The 15,369-nt window shown below is 66.8% G+C and carries 16 protein-coding genes and 1 pseudogene; 7 read left to right on the top strand and 10 right to left on the bottom strand.

What is annotated here, in order from left to right:
* Nucleotides 1-180: 180 nt before the first annotated feature.
* A complete protein-coding gene (locus tag J7024_RS33380) occupies nucleotides 181-615 on the top strand; it encodes a GNAT family N-acetyltransferase (RefSeq protein ID WP_124830647.1) in 435 nt (144 codons plus the stop codon).
* A gap of 132 nt (nucleotides 616-747) precedes the next feature.
* On the opposite strand, the gene J7024_RS33375 is transcribed toward J7024_RS33380, so the two are convergent.
* Nucleotides 748-1,644 (bottom strand): LysR family transcriptional regulator, encoded by an 897-nt coding sequence (locus J7024_RS33375; protein ID WP_124830648.1) that lies wholly within the window; start codon nucleotides 1,642-1,644, stop codon nucleotides 748-750.
* A 122-nt stretch (nucleotides 1,645-1,766) separates the two neighbouring features.
* On the opposite strand from J7024_RS33375, the gene tam reads away from it, so the two are divergent.
* Nucleotides 1,767-2,552 carry a trans-aconitate 2-methyltransferase gene (gene tam, locus J7024_RS33370; RefSeq protein ID WP_124830649.1) on the top strand — a complete coding sequence of 262 codons (786 nt, stop codon included), beginning with the start codon at nucleotides 1,767-1,769 and terminating at the stop codon, nucleotides 2,550-2,552.
* Between the two features lie 41 nt (nucleotides 2,553-2,593).
* Here tam and J7024_RS37405 read toward each other — a convergent pair.
* Nucleotides 2,594-3,066: pseudogene (locus J7024_RS37405) on the bottom strand (GNAT family N-acetyltransferase).
* Nucleotides 3,067-3,536: 470 nt separating this feature from the next.
* Between J7024_RS37405 and J7024_RS33360 the strand changes: the two are divergent.
* Complete coding sequence (locus J7024_RS33360; RefSeq protein WP_124830650.1) at nucleotides 3,537-4,196, top strand: M24 family metallopeptidase; 660 nt, start codon at nucleotides 3,537-3,539, stop codon at nucleotides 4,194-4,196.
* Between the two features lie 60 nt (nucleotides 4,197-4,256).
* Here J7024_RS33360 and J7024_RS33355 read toward each other — a convergent pair whose 3' ends face one another.
* From J7024_RS33355 to J7024_RS33340, 4 genes are all read right to left on the bottom strand, one after another.
* A complete protein-coding gene (locus J7024_RS33355; protein WP_175796619.1) occupies nucleotides 4,257-6,707 on the bottom strand; it encodes a phosphocholine-specific phospholipase C in 2,451 nt (816 codons plus the stop codon).
* 103 nt (nucleotides 6,708-6,810) lie between these two features.
* A complete protein-coding gene (locus J7024_RS33350) occupies nucleotides 6,811-6,948 on the bottom strand; it encodes a hypothetical protein (protein ID WP_233410071.1) in 138 nt (45 codons plus the stop codon).
* A gap of 167 nt (nucleotides 6,949-7,115) precedes the next feature.
* Nucleotides 7,116-7,796 carry an HAD family hydrolase gene (locus J7024_RS33345; protein ID WP_124830652.1) on the bottom strand — a complete coding sequence of 227 codons (681 nt, stop codon included), beginning with the start codon at nucleotides 7,794-7,796 and terminating at the stop codon, nucleotides 7,116-7,118.
* Between the two features lie 23 nt (nucleotides 7,797-7,819).
* Nucleotides 7,820-8,764: a choline ABC transporter substrate-binding protein gene (locus tag J7024_RS33340; RefSeq protein ID WP_124830653.1), complete on the bottom strand. Its 945-nt coding sequence runs from the start codon at nucleotides 8,762-8,764 to the stop codon at nucleotides 7,820-7,822.
* 271 nt (nucleotides 8,765-9,035) lie between these two features.
* Here J7024_RS33340 and J7024_RS33335 point away from each other — a divergent pair, with 271 nt between their 5' ends.
* From J7024_RS33335 to J7024_RS33320, 4 genes are all read left to right on the top strand, one after another.
* Entirely contained in the window at nucleotides 9,036-9,716 is a 681-nt protein-coding gene (locus J7024_RS33335) for an MgtC/SapB family protein (protein WP_124830654.1), read from the top strand.
* A 43-nt stretch (nucleotides 9,717-9,759) separates the two neighbouring features.
* Entirely contained in the window at nucleotides 9,760-10,527 is a 768-nt protein-coding gene (locus tag J7024_RS33330) for a DeoR/GlpR family DNA-binding transcription regulator (protein ID WP_124830655.1), read from the top strand.
* Nucleotides 10,528-10,645: 118 nt separating this feature from the next.
* Nucleotides 10,646-11,137 carry a molybdopterin-dependent oxidoreductase gene (locus J7024_RS33325; RefSeq protein ID WP_124830656.1) on the top strand — a complete coding sequence of 164 codons (492 nt, stop codon included), beginning with the start codon at nucleotides 10,646-10,648 and terminating at the stop codon, nucleotides 11,135-11,137.
* A 105-nt stretch (nucleotides 11,138-11,242) separates the two neighbouring features.
* Nucleotides 11,243-11,566, top strand: coding sequence for a winged helix-turn-helix domain-containing protein (locus tag J7024_RS33320; protein ID WP_124830682.1), 324 nt, complete (start codon nucleotides 11,243-11,245; stop codon nucleotides 11,564-11,566).
* Between the two features lie 40 nt (nucleotides 11,567-11,606).
* Here J7024_RS33320 and J7024_RS33315 read toward each other — a convergent pair whose 3' ends face one another.
* From J7024_RS33315 to J7024_RS33300, 4 genes are all read right to left on the bottom strand, one after another.
* Nucleotides 11,607-12,950 carry a DUF2325 domain-containing protein gene (locus tag J7024_RS33315; RefSeq protein WP_199569014.1) on the bottom strand — a complete coding sequence of 448 codons (1,344 nt, stop codon included), beginning with the start codon at nucleotides 12,948-12,950 and terminating at the stop codon, nucleotides 11,607-11,609.
* Between the two features lie 109 nt (nucleotides 12,951-13,059).
* Nucleotides 13,060-13,581 carry a hypothetical protein gene (locus J7024_RS33310; protein ID WP_233410073.1) on the bottom strand — a complete coding sequence of 174 codons (522 nt, stop codon included), beginning with the start codon at nucleotides 13,579-13,581 and terminating at the stop codon, nucleotides 13,060-13,062.
* 119 nt (nucleotides 13,582-13,700) lie between these two features.
* Nucleotides 13,701-15,182: an aldehyde dehydrogenase family protein gene (locus J7024_RS33305; RefSeq protein WP_175752267.1), complete on the bottom strand. Its 1,482-nt coding sequence runs from the start codon at nucleotides 15,180-15,182 to the stop codon at nucleotides 13,701-13,703.
* A 30-nt stretch (nucleotides 15,183-15,212) separates the two neighbouring features.
* Nucleotides 15,213-15,369 (bottom strand): arginase family protein (locus J7024_RS33300; protein ID WP_234745850.1); only part of this gene is annotated, 157 nt, incomplete at its 5' end.

Below are 15,369 nucleotides of genomic sequence, written 5' to 3'. Positions count from 1 at the left end.
GCGGGTGCGGCGGGTGTCGAAGCAGCGGGCGCGCGATGCGCCCGCCGTTTGCGCTTTTGTCATGAAGTGCGTCAGGAGTCTTTTGGCGCCCGTCAAGCTGCATGCAGACGCGCTATAGTCTTGCGACGCCCGTGATGGACGCTGTGCGCCCGACGGCCCGTTCTCGTACGCCTTGACTACATGACCGCACGTCCCGACGTTTCCTTCCAGCTGACCGATACCGAACAACCGGCCGCACGCGACTTCATCAGCAGCAAGCTCGGCGAATTCAACCACGCGATGACTGGGCGATCCGACACGGCGGCGCTCGACGTCTACGTGACCGATCCCGCGACCGGCGAGATATTGGGCGGCCTCACTGGCCGGACGTCGCTCGGGTTGTTCTTCATCGACCTTTTCTATCTGCCGGAATCGCTGCGCGGCGGCGGCTTCGGCAGCCGGCTGCTGGGCGAGGCCGAAGCGGAAGCGAAGCGGCGCGGATGCGCCCGTGCGGTGCTCTACACGATTACGTTCCAGGCGCCGGATTTCTACCGCAAGCATGGTTATGAGGCGTTCGGCGAAGTGCCATGCGAACCGGAAGGCACGGCGCGCGTGTTCATGGTCAAGACGTTGTGAGCGAGATTGCGCGGTGGTGGCAGGGCCCGCCTGCGACAGCCTCCTCCTCCTCCTCCTCCTCCTCCTGACGTCCACCGATGTCGTGCCACAGGGCAACGGAGCGTTCCGGAAGCATCCTCGCCGCATCCCCGATCAGCGCCCCGGCGCCGCGCGCTCCACGATCATGTCGTACAACGCCCGCGCCGCGGGCGACAACTGCGCGGTCTTGCGCGTCACCAGCACGAGCGTGCGCGATACCAACGGTTCGACGAGCGGGATCGCGCGGATCATCGGATACGCATTCTTCTGAATCGCGAGCTTCGGCACCACGGCCGCGCCGAGCCCTTCGGCGACGAGCCCGAGCGCGGTCGAACTGCGCTGCACCTCGTAGAACGAATGCAGCGACATGCCGCTCGTTTTCAGCGCACCTTCGAGCAAGCCGCGATTGCCGCTCACTTCGCCGGCGAAGATCAGCGGATGCGGCTGCAGCGCCGCCCAGCGAATCCGCCGCCGCTTAGCGAACGGATGATCGTCGCGGCACACGAGCACGTACGGGTCGTCGGTCAGCGACACGCTGACGAGTTCGGGGTGCCGATCGCCGGCGATGCCGATCCCGAATTCCGCTTCGCGGCGCAATACGGCCTGCAGCACCGACGCCGATGCGTGATCGAGGATCTTCACGCGATCGTGCGGCCGGCGTTCGGAGAACGCGCGCAGAATGCGGGGCAGGTATTGAACACCAACGGTCGGCACGCACGCGATCGTCACGTCGCCGCGCTGGCTCAGGCCCGTCTCGCGGATTTCGGTCAGTGCATCGGACAGCTCGTTCAGGAGCCGGCGCGCCTGCGGCAGGAAACGCCGGCCGATCTCGGTGAGCGCCGTGCGGCGCGTCGTGCGCTCGACCAGCGCGACGCCGAGAAACGCTTCGAGCTTGCGCAACCGTTGCGTGATGGCCGTTTGCGTGACGTGCAGCGCATCGGCTGCCTGCCTGAAGCTGCCGCCGTCGGCGATCGCGACGAAGGCTTGCACACCCAGCGTATCGATTTTCATCAGAATTTTGAATCAATAGCGATATTAAATTCATTTTACTGAAGATCATCGGCATCGCAGAATGCGTTGCATCGACGGCTGCCCGTATCCCGGCACCGTCCACGCCGACCCGGAGGAATATCATGACGACCCCACTCGACCCATACGCGAACCAGTACGTGCAATTCGAGCGCGAACGCACACGGCCGGTGCGCGATCTGCTGGCTGCCGTGCCGGACACGCCGATCCGCACCGCGATCGACATCGGCTGCGGGCCCGGCAACTCGACCGAGGCGCTGATCGCCCGCGCACCGGATGCGACGGTGCGCGGGATCGACGCGTCGCCGGACATGATCGCGGCCGCGCGCAAGCGCCTGCCTGCGCTGCGTTTCGATCTGGCCGATGTCGCCACGTGGGACGATCCGGGCGGCTACGACCTGATCCTGTCGAACGCGGTGCTGCAATGGGTGCCCGCGCACGACACGCTGTTTCCGTCGCTCGTCGGCCGGCTCACGCCGGGCGGCCATCTCGCGGTGCAGATGCCGGACAACCTCGATGAACCGGCACACCGGTTGATGCGCGACGTGGCCGCGGCCGGGCCATGGGCGGAGAAACTGAAGAAGGCGGCGCGCACCGAGCGGTTCGATGCCCGGTACTACTACGCGTTGCTGTCGCCGTTGTGTTCGCGGGTGGACGTGTGGCGCACGACGTACTACCACCCGCTGAGCGGCGGTGCCGATGCGGTCGTCGAATGGTTCAAGGGCAGCGCATTGCGGCCGTTCCTCGCGGCGCTGGACGAAGGCGAGCGCGATACGTTCGTCGCGCGCTACCGCGAAGCCGTCGCGGGGCCGAACGGTTATCCGGTGCTCGACGACGGCAGCGTGCTGCTGCCGTTTCCGCGCCTGTTCATCGTCGCGACGCGGAAGTGACCAACAGGTAATTCCGAAGCGGGGCGGCGGCCGAAACCCGGTCAGGCTGGCGGCCGCACCGATTCCGGGGCGACCGTCGGGCTTGTCGCGCTCTGCCCGTCGCGCAGGTCCTTGCGCCAGAAGAGGGCGACTTCGCTGTCGTTCGCGCCGTCGCCGTACAGGAAGCGGTCGTGCCCGCCCACCACGAAACGCGCTCGGGCATATGTGTAGCAGGCCGCGACGTTGTTCGCCTGCGTCTCCAGCCGCATGAAGCCGAACCCGCGGCTGCGCGCCCACGCTCCCGCCGAGGCCGGCAGGAACCGGCTGATACCTTGCCGCCGGCTGCGTTGCACGCCCCGCCGGTCGGGTCGAAGCCGTAGTCCTCGCGCTGCACGGGCAGCGCGCGCAGATCGAGCAGATCCTGGTACGGCGCATTCAGCTCCCCCGCGATCTCGAACGAGACGTCGCACGCGTTCAGTTCGTCGGGGGGAAGGTCTGTCACCTGTTCGATGCTGATGTGCCCGGCTCGGTCCATGTGTCGGTGTCCTGTCTTCGGCAGGATTGTCTGGTATCCCCCGGGGGCGGGCGCCGCCGTCGTGCGGCCAGCCTCGCTTCCCGTTCCCGTTTCGGATTGCCGCGCTTGCACGATGCGTTCGTCGCGGCGCCGTTCAATGCCCGATCATGCGGGATGTCGGCGCATACCCGGCCGCGCTCGGCGGCCGCCACTGGATCGCCGCTGCCGGGCATGCCGGCATGCCGTGCGGCGCCTGTGGAGGCAAGGCGACAGAAGCCCGAACCATTGTCTACCACTTGCAGCACGGACGTCGCCGAGGCCGCCGATGTCCGCAAAGCGGGCGCTCCAGTGCGGAGCGCCCGTTTCGCTGTGACGGCACGCAACTCCGCAACCAGACGACGCATCGGCGCGGAACACGATATATTCGATTGTGCATATCGAAACGATATTCGAACGCACCGACCCACATTCATCAGCACGGGAGCACCATTGTGAATTCGACGCACCGGGAAGCCGTCGGCGAAGCTTTTTCGCTCGATGCGATGCAGCATGCAAGAACCATGACGTGGCAGGCCGTCGACGCGATCGCGGCCGGTATCCGGCCCGGCATGCGGGAATCGGAGGCCAACGCGCTCGGGCTGCGCGTGCTCGAGGAACTCGGGATGGACCGTATCTGGCATCCGATCCTCGTGCGCTTCGGCGAGAACACGCTGCGCACGTTCAAGGAACGCTCGGTCGACGATCCGGTACTCGCGGCCGACGACATTTTCTTCATCGACCTCGGCGCCGTGTGGAACAAGCACGAGGGCGACGCGGGCGCGACCTTCGTCTGCGGCGACGATCCGGACATGCGGGCCTGCGCGCAGGCCGCACGCGTCATTTACGACGAAGTCGAGCACCACTGGCGCAGCACCGGATGCGCGGGCATCGCGCTGTACGAATTCGCGGCGCAGCGCGCCGACGCGCACGGCTTCCGGTTGAACGTCGACATCAAGGGCCATCGCGTCAGCGATTTCCCGCACGCGATCTACAAGGCCGGCAATCTCGGCGATTTCGACGGCGCGCCCGCTGCCGGGCTGTGGATCCTGGAAGTCCAGATCGCGCATCCGACGCGCCCGTTCGGCGCGTTCCACGAAGACCTGCTCGTATAAGCGTGAGCAGGCCGCCGGGCGACGCGCCGCTAACGCGCGTCGCCCGGCGCGCAGCGCACCTCAGATGCCGATCGCGACGGGGCCCGCCAGCGGCGTATAACCGTCGTCGAACAGGAACCACGCATCGTACTGGCCCGACGCCAGCGAGCTGTTGGCGGTCGACGAGAACAGCAGCGAGCCGGTGCTCTTCGGCAGATATGCCCACGACTTGTAGCCGCCCTTGGCCGGCTGCGCGCCGCGTGCATAGATGCCGACCCAGTTCTTCGGGCTGTGGCGCCACGGCGGCACGACGTAATCGAAGCGCAGCGTGCCGTACGACGCCCCCTGCGACGACAGCACCGGGACGAACTTCCCGTTCGTATTGCCGATCGCCGGATCGGTCAGCAGCGCGCCGGATTGCGCCTGCACGCAGCCGGCCACGCGACGCAGGAAGTTCGGATCGTTCGCGTCGCGGATGCTCGCGTCGTACCAGCCGGCGTCGCCGTACCACGTGACGGCCCGCGTCGCGCCGGCCGGCACGCTGACCGACTGCGCGGCGTTCATTCCGTACGCGTTGTCGACGAGCTGGAACGTCGTCGCGCTCGAGCCTGCGGTATTGTCGAGCGTGATCTGTACGTTGCCGTTCCGCACGTCGTAGCAGAGGCTCACTTCGGCCGGCGATCCCGTATTTCCCGACGCGCCGATGCTGCCGCGGAAGGTCTGCAGGAAGCCGTTCGGGCCGTAGACCGAATAGTCGTAGCCGCCGGTCGAGTTCAGCGCGAGCGCATCCGACAGGTTCGTGCATGCGGTCGCGCCGGCGCCGATCGTGTATTGGCGCGGAATCGTGCTGGTGCCGTCGACCCAAGCCTGCAGATGCACGCCTGCCGTGCCGGTGTTGGTCATCGTGAGCGAGAGCGTCTTGCCGGACCGGTTGACCTTGCCCTGCACGAAGAACTCGTACGGCAGCCGGCATGCGGCGTTGCGGCCGACTGCCTGGGCGGGCACCGCGGTGGTGGTGGCCGGCGGGATGATGACCGTCGAGCCGTTCGGGTTCATGTTGCTGGCCGGGCTCGGGATCGCCGGAATCGTCTGGTCGGGGTTCGCGAAGTCGAACGCCGACGTGAGATCGCCGCACACGGTGCGCCGCCACGGCGTGATGTTCGTTTCCTGCAGCCCGAAGCGCGCTTCCAGAAAGCGGATCACCGACGTGTGATCGAAGACCTGCGAGTTGACCTTGCCGCCTTTCGACCAGGGCGAGATCACGAACATCGGCACGCGCGGGCCGAGACCGATCGGCACGTCGCCGCTCGCCGAGCCGTCGGACGCGGCGCCGCTGCTGCCGACGAATTCCGCCGCCGTCGACACCGTCGACTGGCCGGTGCCCGCATACGCACTCGACGGCACGGCCGGCGGCACGTGATCGAACAACCCGTCGTTCTCGTCGTACATCACGAGCAGCACCGTGCTGGCCCATACCTTCGGGTTCGACGTGAGCGCATTGAGCACGTTGCTCACGTACCATTCGCCGCCGCTCGCGGCCCACGACGGATGCTCGCAGTACGCGTACGGCGCGGCGATCCACGATACCTGCGGCAGCGTGTCGTTCGCGACGTCGGCCTGCAACTGGCTGAAGAGACGCGTGTCGTATTCGGTGCCGCCGCCGCTCGGGTCGATCTGCGTGCCGTTCAGCGCGGGCGCGAGCGGATCGTTCGCGCCGAGATTCTGGTATTGCCTGAAGTTGAGAATCACGTTGTCGCCGTAATTCCCGTTCCACCAGAGATCCTTGCTCGAGCTGTTGTATTCGCCGTAGCCGTGGCCCGAATCCAGCCCGTTGCCCTTGTCCTGGTAGAACTTCCACGTGACGCCGGCCGCGTTCAGCCGTTCCGGCATCGTGGTCCAGCCGGTGCCGGTCATCGTGTTGGTGGTGTACGGCGCATAGCCGGGCACGTTGCCGCAGCAGCCGGTCCACAGATACAGGCGGTTCGGGTCCGTCGGGCCGAGCATCGAGCAGTGGTAGCCGTCGCACACGGTGAACGCGCTCGCCAGCGCGTAATAGAACGGGATGTCGTTCTGCGTGAAGTAGTACATCGTGCCGCTGGTTTTGGCGTCGGCCCAGTTGTCGTAGCGGCCGTTGTTCCATGCGCTGTGCGTGCCGCTCCAGCTGTGGTCGAGGTCGCCGTAGTAGGTGTCGCCGTTCGCGACGCCGGCCGGCGACGACGGGTTGAACGGGAACGCGTAGGACAGCAGCCACGGCTGGCGCCAGACCGGGTAGCCGCTCGAAATCACGACCGGGCGCGGGTCGCCGAAGCCGCGCGCGCTGCGCAGCGTGCCGAGGTAGTGGTCGAACGACCGGTTTTCCTGCATCAGGATCACGACGTGCTTTACGTCCTGAAGGGTGCCGGTGATGGTGGCCGCCGGGATCGACTGCGCGCGCAGGATGCTTTCGGGCAGCATGCCGGTGACCGCGGTGGCGCCCGCGAGCTTCAGCGCATCGGCGAGGAACTGACGTCGTGTTGTGGATTTGTCTAGCATGATCGCTCTCTGTCGTGAGTGGCCGCTCGGACCGGCCGGGCACCGCCGCGCGTCGTGCGCGGCACATTGCGACGACCGTCGTGCGGACGTGGGCGTCGGTCCGTCAGTGGCATGCGCTGGCGCAGTGCAGGACCGGCACGGCGGCCGGGCTCGACACCGACGCGCGGTTCGCGGCGGGATTGCCGGGGGCGCCTGAGTCGCCGTCGCCGCAACCGGCGAGCGTGCAAATGAGCGCGATCATGAAAACACCGGGCCAGTGCGGAAGGCGGTGTTCCGCACGTGGCAGTGGTGCGGTACTGCACCGGCCCGATTCGAGTCGGATTCCTGAATGTTTGTAAGTCGTCGTGCCTGTTCCTGATTTCATCGCCCCTCCTGACATGAAATGAACAGCCGAGAATATCGCCCGAATCAGAACAACTTCATGACAGGCCATCCGCGCGTGCCGGCGACATCCGACAGCCGGGCATCGGGATTGGTCGCGACCGGATGCGTGACGTAGTCCAGCAACGGCACGTCGTTGATCGAGTCGCTGTAGAAGTAGGTCCGCTCGAAATCCGACGGCGTGTAGCCGAGCGAATTCAGCCATTCGGTGGTGCGTACGATCTTCCCTTCGCGAAAGCTCGGCACGCCGGTGCTGCGCCCGGTGAACTGCCCGCCGGGCGTGCCGTCGTCGGTATCGAGCTCGATGCCGAGCAGATGCTCGATCCCGAACTCGGCAGCGATCGGCCCCGTCACGAACACGTTGGTCGCGGTAACGATGCAGCAGAGATCGCCGTTCTCGCGATGGCGATCGACCAGCGCGCGCGCCTGCGGCGTGATGGCCGGCCGGATCACCTCGTCCATGAACTGCGCGTGCCAGTGCGCGAGCTGCTCCCGCGGATAGCGGGCGAGCGGCGCGAGCGTCACGGCCAGATACGCGTCCATGTCGAGCGTGCCGGCCGCATAGTGGCCGTAGTGCTCGTCGATCAGTGCGGCGTGCTCGCCGTCCTCCCGCCAGCCGACCCGGGTGATGAAGCGGCCCCAGGCCTGATCGCTGTCGAGCGGCAGCAGTGTGTGATCGAGATCGAACAGCGCCAGATGCTTGTGCATGTGAAAGTCCCTGTATTGCGTGCTTACGCGCCGATCAGCTTGTCGATCGCGTCCTTGGCGTTCTTTCCGTCGATGGTCGTGACACCGTCGAGCCACTTCGACAGCACGCCGGGGTTCTTCTTCACCCAGTCCTTCGCGACCGCGACCGGATCCGCGTGGTTCATGATCGGCACCATCAGCTGGTTTTCCTCGTCGGTCGTGAACTTCAGGTTGGTCAGCAGCCGGCCGACGTTCGGGCAGTGTTCGAGGTAGCCCGGCGTGACCACCGTGTAGACCTTCGCCGATCCGTAGTTCGGGCCGAACACGTTGTCGCCGCCTTCCAGATAGGAAATCCTGTAGTTGATGTTCATCGGATGCGGCTCCCACGCGAGGAACACGATCATCCGGTGCTCCTGCACGGCGCGTGTGACCTGGACCAGCATCCCGGCCTCGCTCGATTCGACGAGCTTGAAGCCGCCCAGGCCGAATTCGTTCTTGTCGATCATCCGCTGAATCAGCGCGTTGCCGTTGTTGCCGGCGCCGATTCCGTAGATCTTGCCGTCGAGCTGGTCGCGGAATTTGGCGATGTCGGCGAAGCTCTTCAGGCCCTTGTCCGATGCGTATTGCGGCACGGCCAGCGTGTAGCGCGCGCCGACCAGGTTCGGCTGCGGCAACAGGTGCACGGCGCCGGCATCGACGAACGGCTTCACCGTCGGTGTCATGCTCGGATCCCAGTAGCCGAGAAACGCGTCGATCTGCGCTTTCTTCACGCCGGCCAGCACGATCGGCGGCGACGCGATCGTCTTGCTGGCTTCGTAGCCGAGCCCGTCGAGCAGCATCATCGCGACACCGGTGGTGGCTGCGATGTCGCTCCATCCCACATCGCCGAGCGTCACCTTCTTGCAGACGTCGCCTTCAGACGCGTGAGCGGGGGCCGTCGCGATCGACGCGACCAGCGTTGCAGCCAGCATCCATACCTTTTTCGTCATGTTGGTCTCCTAAGCAAGTATTCCGGATCGTGTTGCGTAGTGGGTCCGACAGGTTCCGACGGTCGATCGTATTGATCGGATGAAACAAACGCATCCGGGGCTAGCCGTGTCGTGTTTCGTACCGTATATTAGAACGCACAAAATCGCAAGTTCGCACAAAAATACAACTTGCGATGAATCCGGATCGTCAGGAAACCGAAAGCAGGCGAAGTCGTGCGGCACACCGCGCGGCCCGCGCTTCATCAAGTTGGGTAACGTAAGGAGACTTCGAATGATCAGTCAGATGGAAATCATTTCCCGGCTGCTGCTGGCCGCATTGCTCGGCAGCATCATCGGCATCGAGCGCGAGCGGCTGTCGTGGGCGGCCGGGCTGCGCACGCACATGCTGGTGGCCGTCGGCGCTGCGCTTGTGATGGTGGTGTCTGCATTCGGCTTCGCGGACATCCAGAACGCGAAGAACGTGTCGCTCGATCCGTCGCGGGTCGCCGCACAGGTCGTGTCGGGCATCGGCTTTCTCGGCGCCGGGTCGATCATGCTGCGCGGCGAGATCATCCGCGGCCTGACGACCGCGGCGAGCCTGTGGGTCGTGGCGGCGGTCGGACTCGCGGTGGGCGGCGGGATGTACGTTGCCGCGATCGCCGCGACGGCGATCGTGCTGGCGATCCTCGCGGGCCTGAAGCCGATCGAGAAGCGCTTTTTCGCCACGCGGCAGCGCTGGGGCGTGCGCATCCTCGCGAGCCGTGGCGCGGTGAAGCTGACGTCGTTGCAGGCGATGCCCGGGATCGACCAGGCGCGCATCGTCCAGTTCATCATCGAGCAGGACGACGTGACGCCGGATGACGATCGGATCCACGTGGTGTTTTCGAAGATGACGAACAGCGAGTTCCAGGCGGTCCGTCAATCCCTGCAGACCCTCGTCGGCATCAAAAAGATGGAGGAAAGCGCCGCATAGACCCGGTTCGAATAACATTGACGTTCATTTCCGAGGACATTTCATGTGGCAAGAAGAGCGATATCAGAGGATCCGGCTTCTGTTATCGAAGATGCAGCGCGTTTCCACCGACCGGATCATGGCCGACCTGAACGTGTCGCGGGAAACCGTGCGTCGCGATCTCGTCGATCTCGAGGCGATGGGGGAGCTGAAGCGCGTGCACGGCGGCGCGGTGCAGGTGGGCGACGAAGCGCCGATCGCCGAGCGTGCGCAAACGCACGTGAAGGCGAAGCTCGCGATCGCGCGCGCCGCGGCCCGGCTCGTCACCGGCTCGCAGACGCTCTTCATCGACGCGGGCACGACCACCACGCTGCTGGCCGAGGAACTGTCGAAGCTGTCCGGTCTCACGATCGTCACGAATTCGATCGACGTCGCGCTGAAGATGCGCTCGAGCGACCCCGGGCAAGCGAAGAACGAGACGATCCTGCTCGGCGGGATGATCGGCAGCCGCGCGGCCGCGACGGTCGGCGACGGGACGATCGCCGAGATCTTCCGCTACCGGGCCGATCTCGCGTTGCTGTCACCGGTCGGCGTCGATCACGTGCGCGGCGCGACGAACTACGACCGGATGGAAACGGAAGTCGCGCGCGCGATGGTGACCAACGCGTCGAACGTCGCGATCCTCGCCGATTTCAGCAAGCTTGGCACGACGAGCCGGATCGGCTTTTGCGAACCCGCGCGGATCGGCACGCTGGTGACGGACCAGAAGGCGGAGTCGGTCGACAGCTACAAGAACCTCAGGAAGGCCATCAGGCAGATCGTGCTGTCGTGATCCAGTGCCGTTATCCCGCCTGTGCGGCACGCATTCTGCCGCGCGGCCGTTTCCCGGCGTAATATATTCGTCGATACAACGATGGCGCCGCCCGGCGGCGCCGGCACGGAGGCGGGCGATGGAGATGGCTGGCACGACGGTGCCTTCGGCGCATGAGGCGGCGGCGGGTTCGATCGCGCTGGCCGGCGCATTCGAGCGGCCAATGACGGTCGCGCTCGACGACTTGCGGCGCCACGTGTGCGTGAGCGCCGAGCCGTTCGACCTGCGTTGCTTCACGACGAACCGTTTCATCCGCTCGGTGGAGCCGTATCGCGGCGCGCGGCTGAAAGACCTGATCGAGGCGGCCGGGCTGCGCAACGACATGCCGGGCGACTTCAAACGCATGGTGTTCATCGCGTATGCGCACGACGGCTACGCGGTCACGTTTTCCTGGCACGAGCTGTTCAACACGCCAGTCGGCGAACGCGTGATCGTCGCGTTCGAGTGCGGCGACACACCACTGTCGATCGACGACGGTGCGCCGCTGTTGTTTTCCGGTGCGGACGTCATGCCCGCGCCGCGTCACGTGAAGCGGCTGGCGGGCATCGTCGCGCGTGTGATGGAGCTCTGAGCCGGCGCTGCGCCGGGCCTGCCTTCGTGTATGCTTGGCCGCATCGTTCAACCGGCGGAAAACATGAAGACTTCGGCACATCCCAAGCCAGCGGTGCGGTTCAGAATGCGCATCCAGCAGGGCGACACGATCGCGCTCGGGCCTGGCAAGGTTGCGCTGCTCGAGGCCGTGCGCGAGCACGGGTCGATTTCGGCGGCGGCGCGCAGTCTGGAGATGTCGTACCGGCGCGCGTGGCTGCTGATGGACGAGCTGAACCGGTCGCTGAAGTCGCCTGCGACGGTGTCCGAACACGGTGGACAGAGCGGTGGCGGCAGCGTGCTCACACCGGTCGGCGAAGAGATCATCCGGCTCTATCGCGAGATCGAGGAGCGTGCTTACGCGGCCTGCGCGGACGAAATCACCGCGCTGACGAAGATGGTGCGCCGCTGAGGATTGCGCGATCGCGCTGTCGGGCGGTGCAGCCGGCGGCCTAGCCGTGCCGCAGGCAGAAGCGCGACGCTTCGCCCGCCTGCGCATCCGGCGGCATGAGCTCGCGCGCATGCGCATCGAGCCGCCCGATCAATTCGACGAAACTGGCGACGCTCGCGGTTCGTAGCGGGTAATACGCGATCTGGTGACGCTCGCACATCCGCTTGAGCAGGTTCACCGAATCGTGGTCGATGCAGTCGACCGGAAACACGACGAGGTTCGCACCCGGCAGCGCCGCGGCCAGCAGACCCTTGCGGTCCTCGATGCCGCCGTCGTGCAACGTCATGTCACCGCCCGCCGTTTCGACGATCCGCCGGATCGCACGATTCGAGCCGGGCCGGCCGCCGACATAGACGACACGCTTGTGTCGCAGGATCGACAGCGATTCCGCGACGGGGGCGGCCGGATCGTCTGTCGACGCCTGCACGGCCTGTTCGATCGCGCTCGCTTCGGCGCGCAACGTTTTTACCATCGCCATCAGGTCGTCGAGCCGCGCGCGCATCGCGCGGGCGCTCGCCTGCTCCGCGGCGAACCGCTGTTCCGCCGCCTCTCGGCGGCTCGTGTGCAGCGCAAGACGTTCGTCGCGCGCGGCCAGTGCGTCGCGCAACTCGCGCACTTCGTTGCGCAACGCGCTTTCGGCACTCATTGGCTGCGCGCTCTCGCGTGCGCGGCACGCATCCAGTTCCTTCAGCGCAGCGTCGCGCTCGACGCTCATCTCGTGCAGGCGCGCCTGCTGCCGTTCGAGCTTCGCGTGCAGCGCCGCATGCTCTTCCTCGAACGCGACCAGCCGGCGGATATCCGCGCGATTCGCCGCGCCGACTAGATGCGACAGCATGTGCAGGTCGCCGAACGCGGCCTGGCGCACGGTCATCGTTGTGCGCGGATGCGTTATCAGCGCCCAGTACGCGGGCGGGATGTCGCCGCTTTTCAGTGCGTCCTGCCACAGCGCGAGGAGTGCGTCCGCATCCTTTGCCTTGTCGAACGCACGGATTGCGCCCGCGTAGCGCTCGTCGAGCGCCTTGTGCAACGCCTTGCCGCCGGCCGCGCCCTCGATCGCGAGCTCGACGGCCGCGTGGTGGATTTCCAGGTCGGTGGCGTGCCGACGGTCCAGATCGGTGAATTTCGGCACGAGCTTGCGCAATTCGTGCGTGGTCAGGCAGGTGCCGATGATCGAGCAGTGCAGGTTCGAATCGAGCTCGGACAGGCGCGTGCGGCGCTTCAGTTCGGCTTGTTGCGCACGGGACGGCGCGCAGCAGGCGTCGATCCGCCCCGCGTCGTTGGGCGAAGCGCCGCCGGACGACGGCAGACCCGCCGTGCGGGCTAGGCGAAAGGGCGGAGCGTGCATGTGAACCTCGATCCCGGCCCGGTGGGCCGGAGACGGATGCGCGAAAGATTGGCGAAATATACCACGGAATATAACGAACGAAATTCCGGGGAAACGCCGCGTTCGCCGCTCAGCAAGGCTCTGCGGATTCGCGGTGCGATGCGTGGCGGGTGCCGGGCGACGGCTGCTGCATATGGCGTTCCATCACGTGTTCGACGCACAGTCCGACCAGCAGCACGTCGACGCGCTCCAGCGCGGCCACCGCGTTGCGCATCGCGGCCGGGTCGTTGCTGAACGCGTCGGAGAACACGTCGTCGCGGGTGCGCTCGAGGCTGCGGGCCTGCCCGATCGCCCGTTCGAGGGCAGGCACGCGCGTGAAGCACGCTGCGCGCGCGTCGCTTTCGAGCATCGCCAACAGTTCGCGCAGGCTCAGCGCGGACAGCGTTTCGTCCGTCGCAGCCGAGAACAGCCGGATGAAGCGCATGACGCTGCCGCGCAGGCGCCGGAATGCGTCGACGACGTCCGTGACTTGCTGTGCGCGTCCGTCGTTCGACAACGGTCTGAGCGCGCTGATGCTGCGCGTCAGGGTCGGCGCGGGCGCGTGGGCGCGTGCGGCGCGCAACGGGGCGCGATCCGTCGGCGGGCGGGGCATGGCGGTTCTCCGGTAGTGCTGATGTCGATATATTTTACGGAATATATCGATGGCGCAAAAAAAGGCGGCGCCGCCCCTGCCGGGCGCGGCGCCGCCAGTGGCCTGAAAGGCCGCCCTGGTCAACCGATCGCGCGCATCGCGTGGCGCAGTTCCTGATAGCTGCGCAGGCCCGTGACGCCGAGCTCGCGGCCGATCCCGCTCAACCCGAAGCCGCCCCAGCACACGTGCGGATAGATGAGCTGCGGTGCGTTGATCCACACGAGCCCGGCGCGCACGCGCGCCTGGAACTGGTTCGCGACGTCCGCGTCTTGCGTGACGATCGTTGCGACGAGCCCGTAGCGCGTGTCGTTCGCGAGCGCGATCGCCTCGTCGTCGGTGCGGAACGACTTCACGCACGCGACCGGGCCGAACACCTCGTCGGTCCACAGCAGGTTGTCGGCGGCCGGTTCCGCGATCACGACGGGCGCCATGAAGAAGCCGTCGCCGCCGCCATCGGCCACGCGGCCGCTGAACGCGACGCGCGCGCCCGCTGCGATGCCGCGTTCGAGCATCGCGTCGACACGGGTGCGCTGCGCGGCCGAGATCATCGGACCCATCGCGACCTGTTCGGTGCCGGGCGGCGCGACGACGAGCGCGCGCACGGCCGTCTCGAACGCGACCATGAAGCTGCGATAGATGCTGTCGTGCACGAGGATGCGCGCGGTGGCCGAGCACATCTGGCCCGCGTTGGTGAATGCGCCCGCGACGGCGAGCGACACCGCGACGTCGAGATCGGCGTCGTCGCGCACGATCAGCGACGACTTGCCGCCGAGTTCGAGCGTCACGCGCTTCATGTCGTCGGCCGCGGCCTGCATGACCTTGCGGCCGGCGGCCGTGCTGCCGGTAAACGAGATCTTGTCGATCAGCGTATGCGCGCTCAGTGCCGCGCCGACGTCGGCGCCGCCGTTCACGACGTTGACGACGCCGTCCGGCACGCCGGCTTCGGCGATCAGGTCGATCAGCGCGTGCTCGGCCGGCGACGTCAGCTCGGACGGCTTCAGCACGACCGTGCAGCCTGCCGCGAGCGCAGGCGCGAGCTTCCACGCGGTCGTGACCATCGGGAAGTTCCACGGCATGATCAGGGCGGCGACGCCGACCGCGTCGTGGAAGCGCTCGGCCTCGACGGCGTCGCTCGGCAGCGCGACCGGCTCGGCGGCGAACAGCGCCGGGTCGTCGCACAGCTGCGCGTAATACGCGAACGTCGCGACGACGTCGCCGACGTCGGCGTCGGCTTCGAACGGCGGCTTGCCGCTCACCTGCATCTGCAGCGCCGCGAGGCGCTCGCGGTCGGCTTCGACGCGCTCGGCGATCTTCGCGAGCAGGCGGCCGCGCTCGGCGGGCGGCGTGTCGCGCCAGCCGGCGAACGCGTCATGCGCGGCGCGAACCGCGGCGTCGACGTGCGCGGCCGTCGCGAACTCCTGCCAGCCGATCGTCTCGCCGGTCGACGCGTTGAAGATCGGCGCACCGGCCTCGTCGGAATGCGTGCGCACGGGCCGGCCGGCGATGTGCGCGGCGGGCAGCACGCGCGTCGTGGCGGAAGGGAAAAGCTCAGCGGTGGACATGACGGTTTTCCTGTCGGTCGGATTGGCGGGTCAGCGGTAGGCGACGCCCGGCATCACGCAGAGCATTTCGAACGCGAGGTTCGCGCCGACGAGCGCGGTGGTGCCGGTCGGATCGTACGGCGGCGACACTTCGACGAGGTCCGCGCCGACGATGTTCAGCCCCTTCCTTCCGCGAATGATCTCGAGC

It is taken from the genome of Burkholderia sp. WTPI3, from assembly GCF_021483755.1.
Classification (GTDB): Bacteria; Pseudomonadota; Gammaproteobacteria; order Burkholderiales; family Burkholderiaceae; genus Burkholderia.
This window is presented reverse-complemented; position numbering and strand designations above follow the sequence as displayed.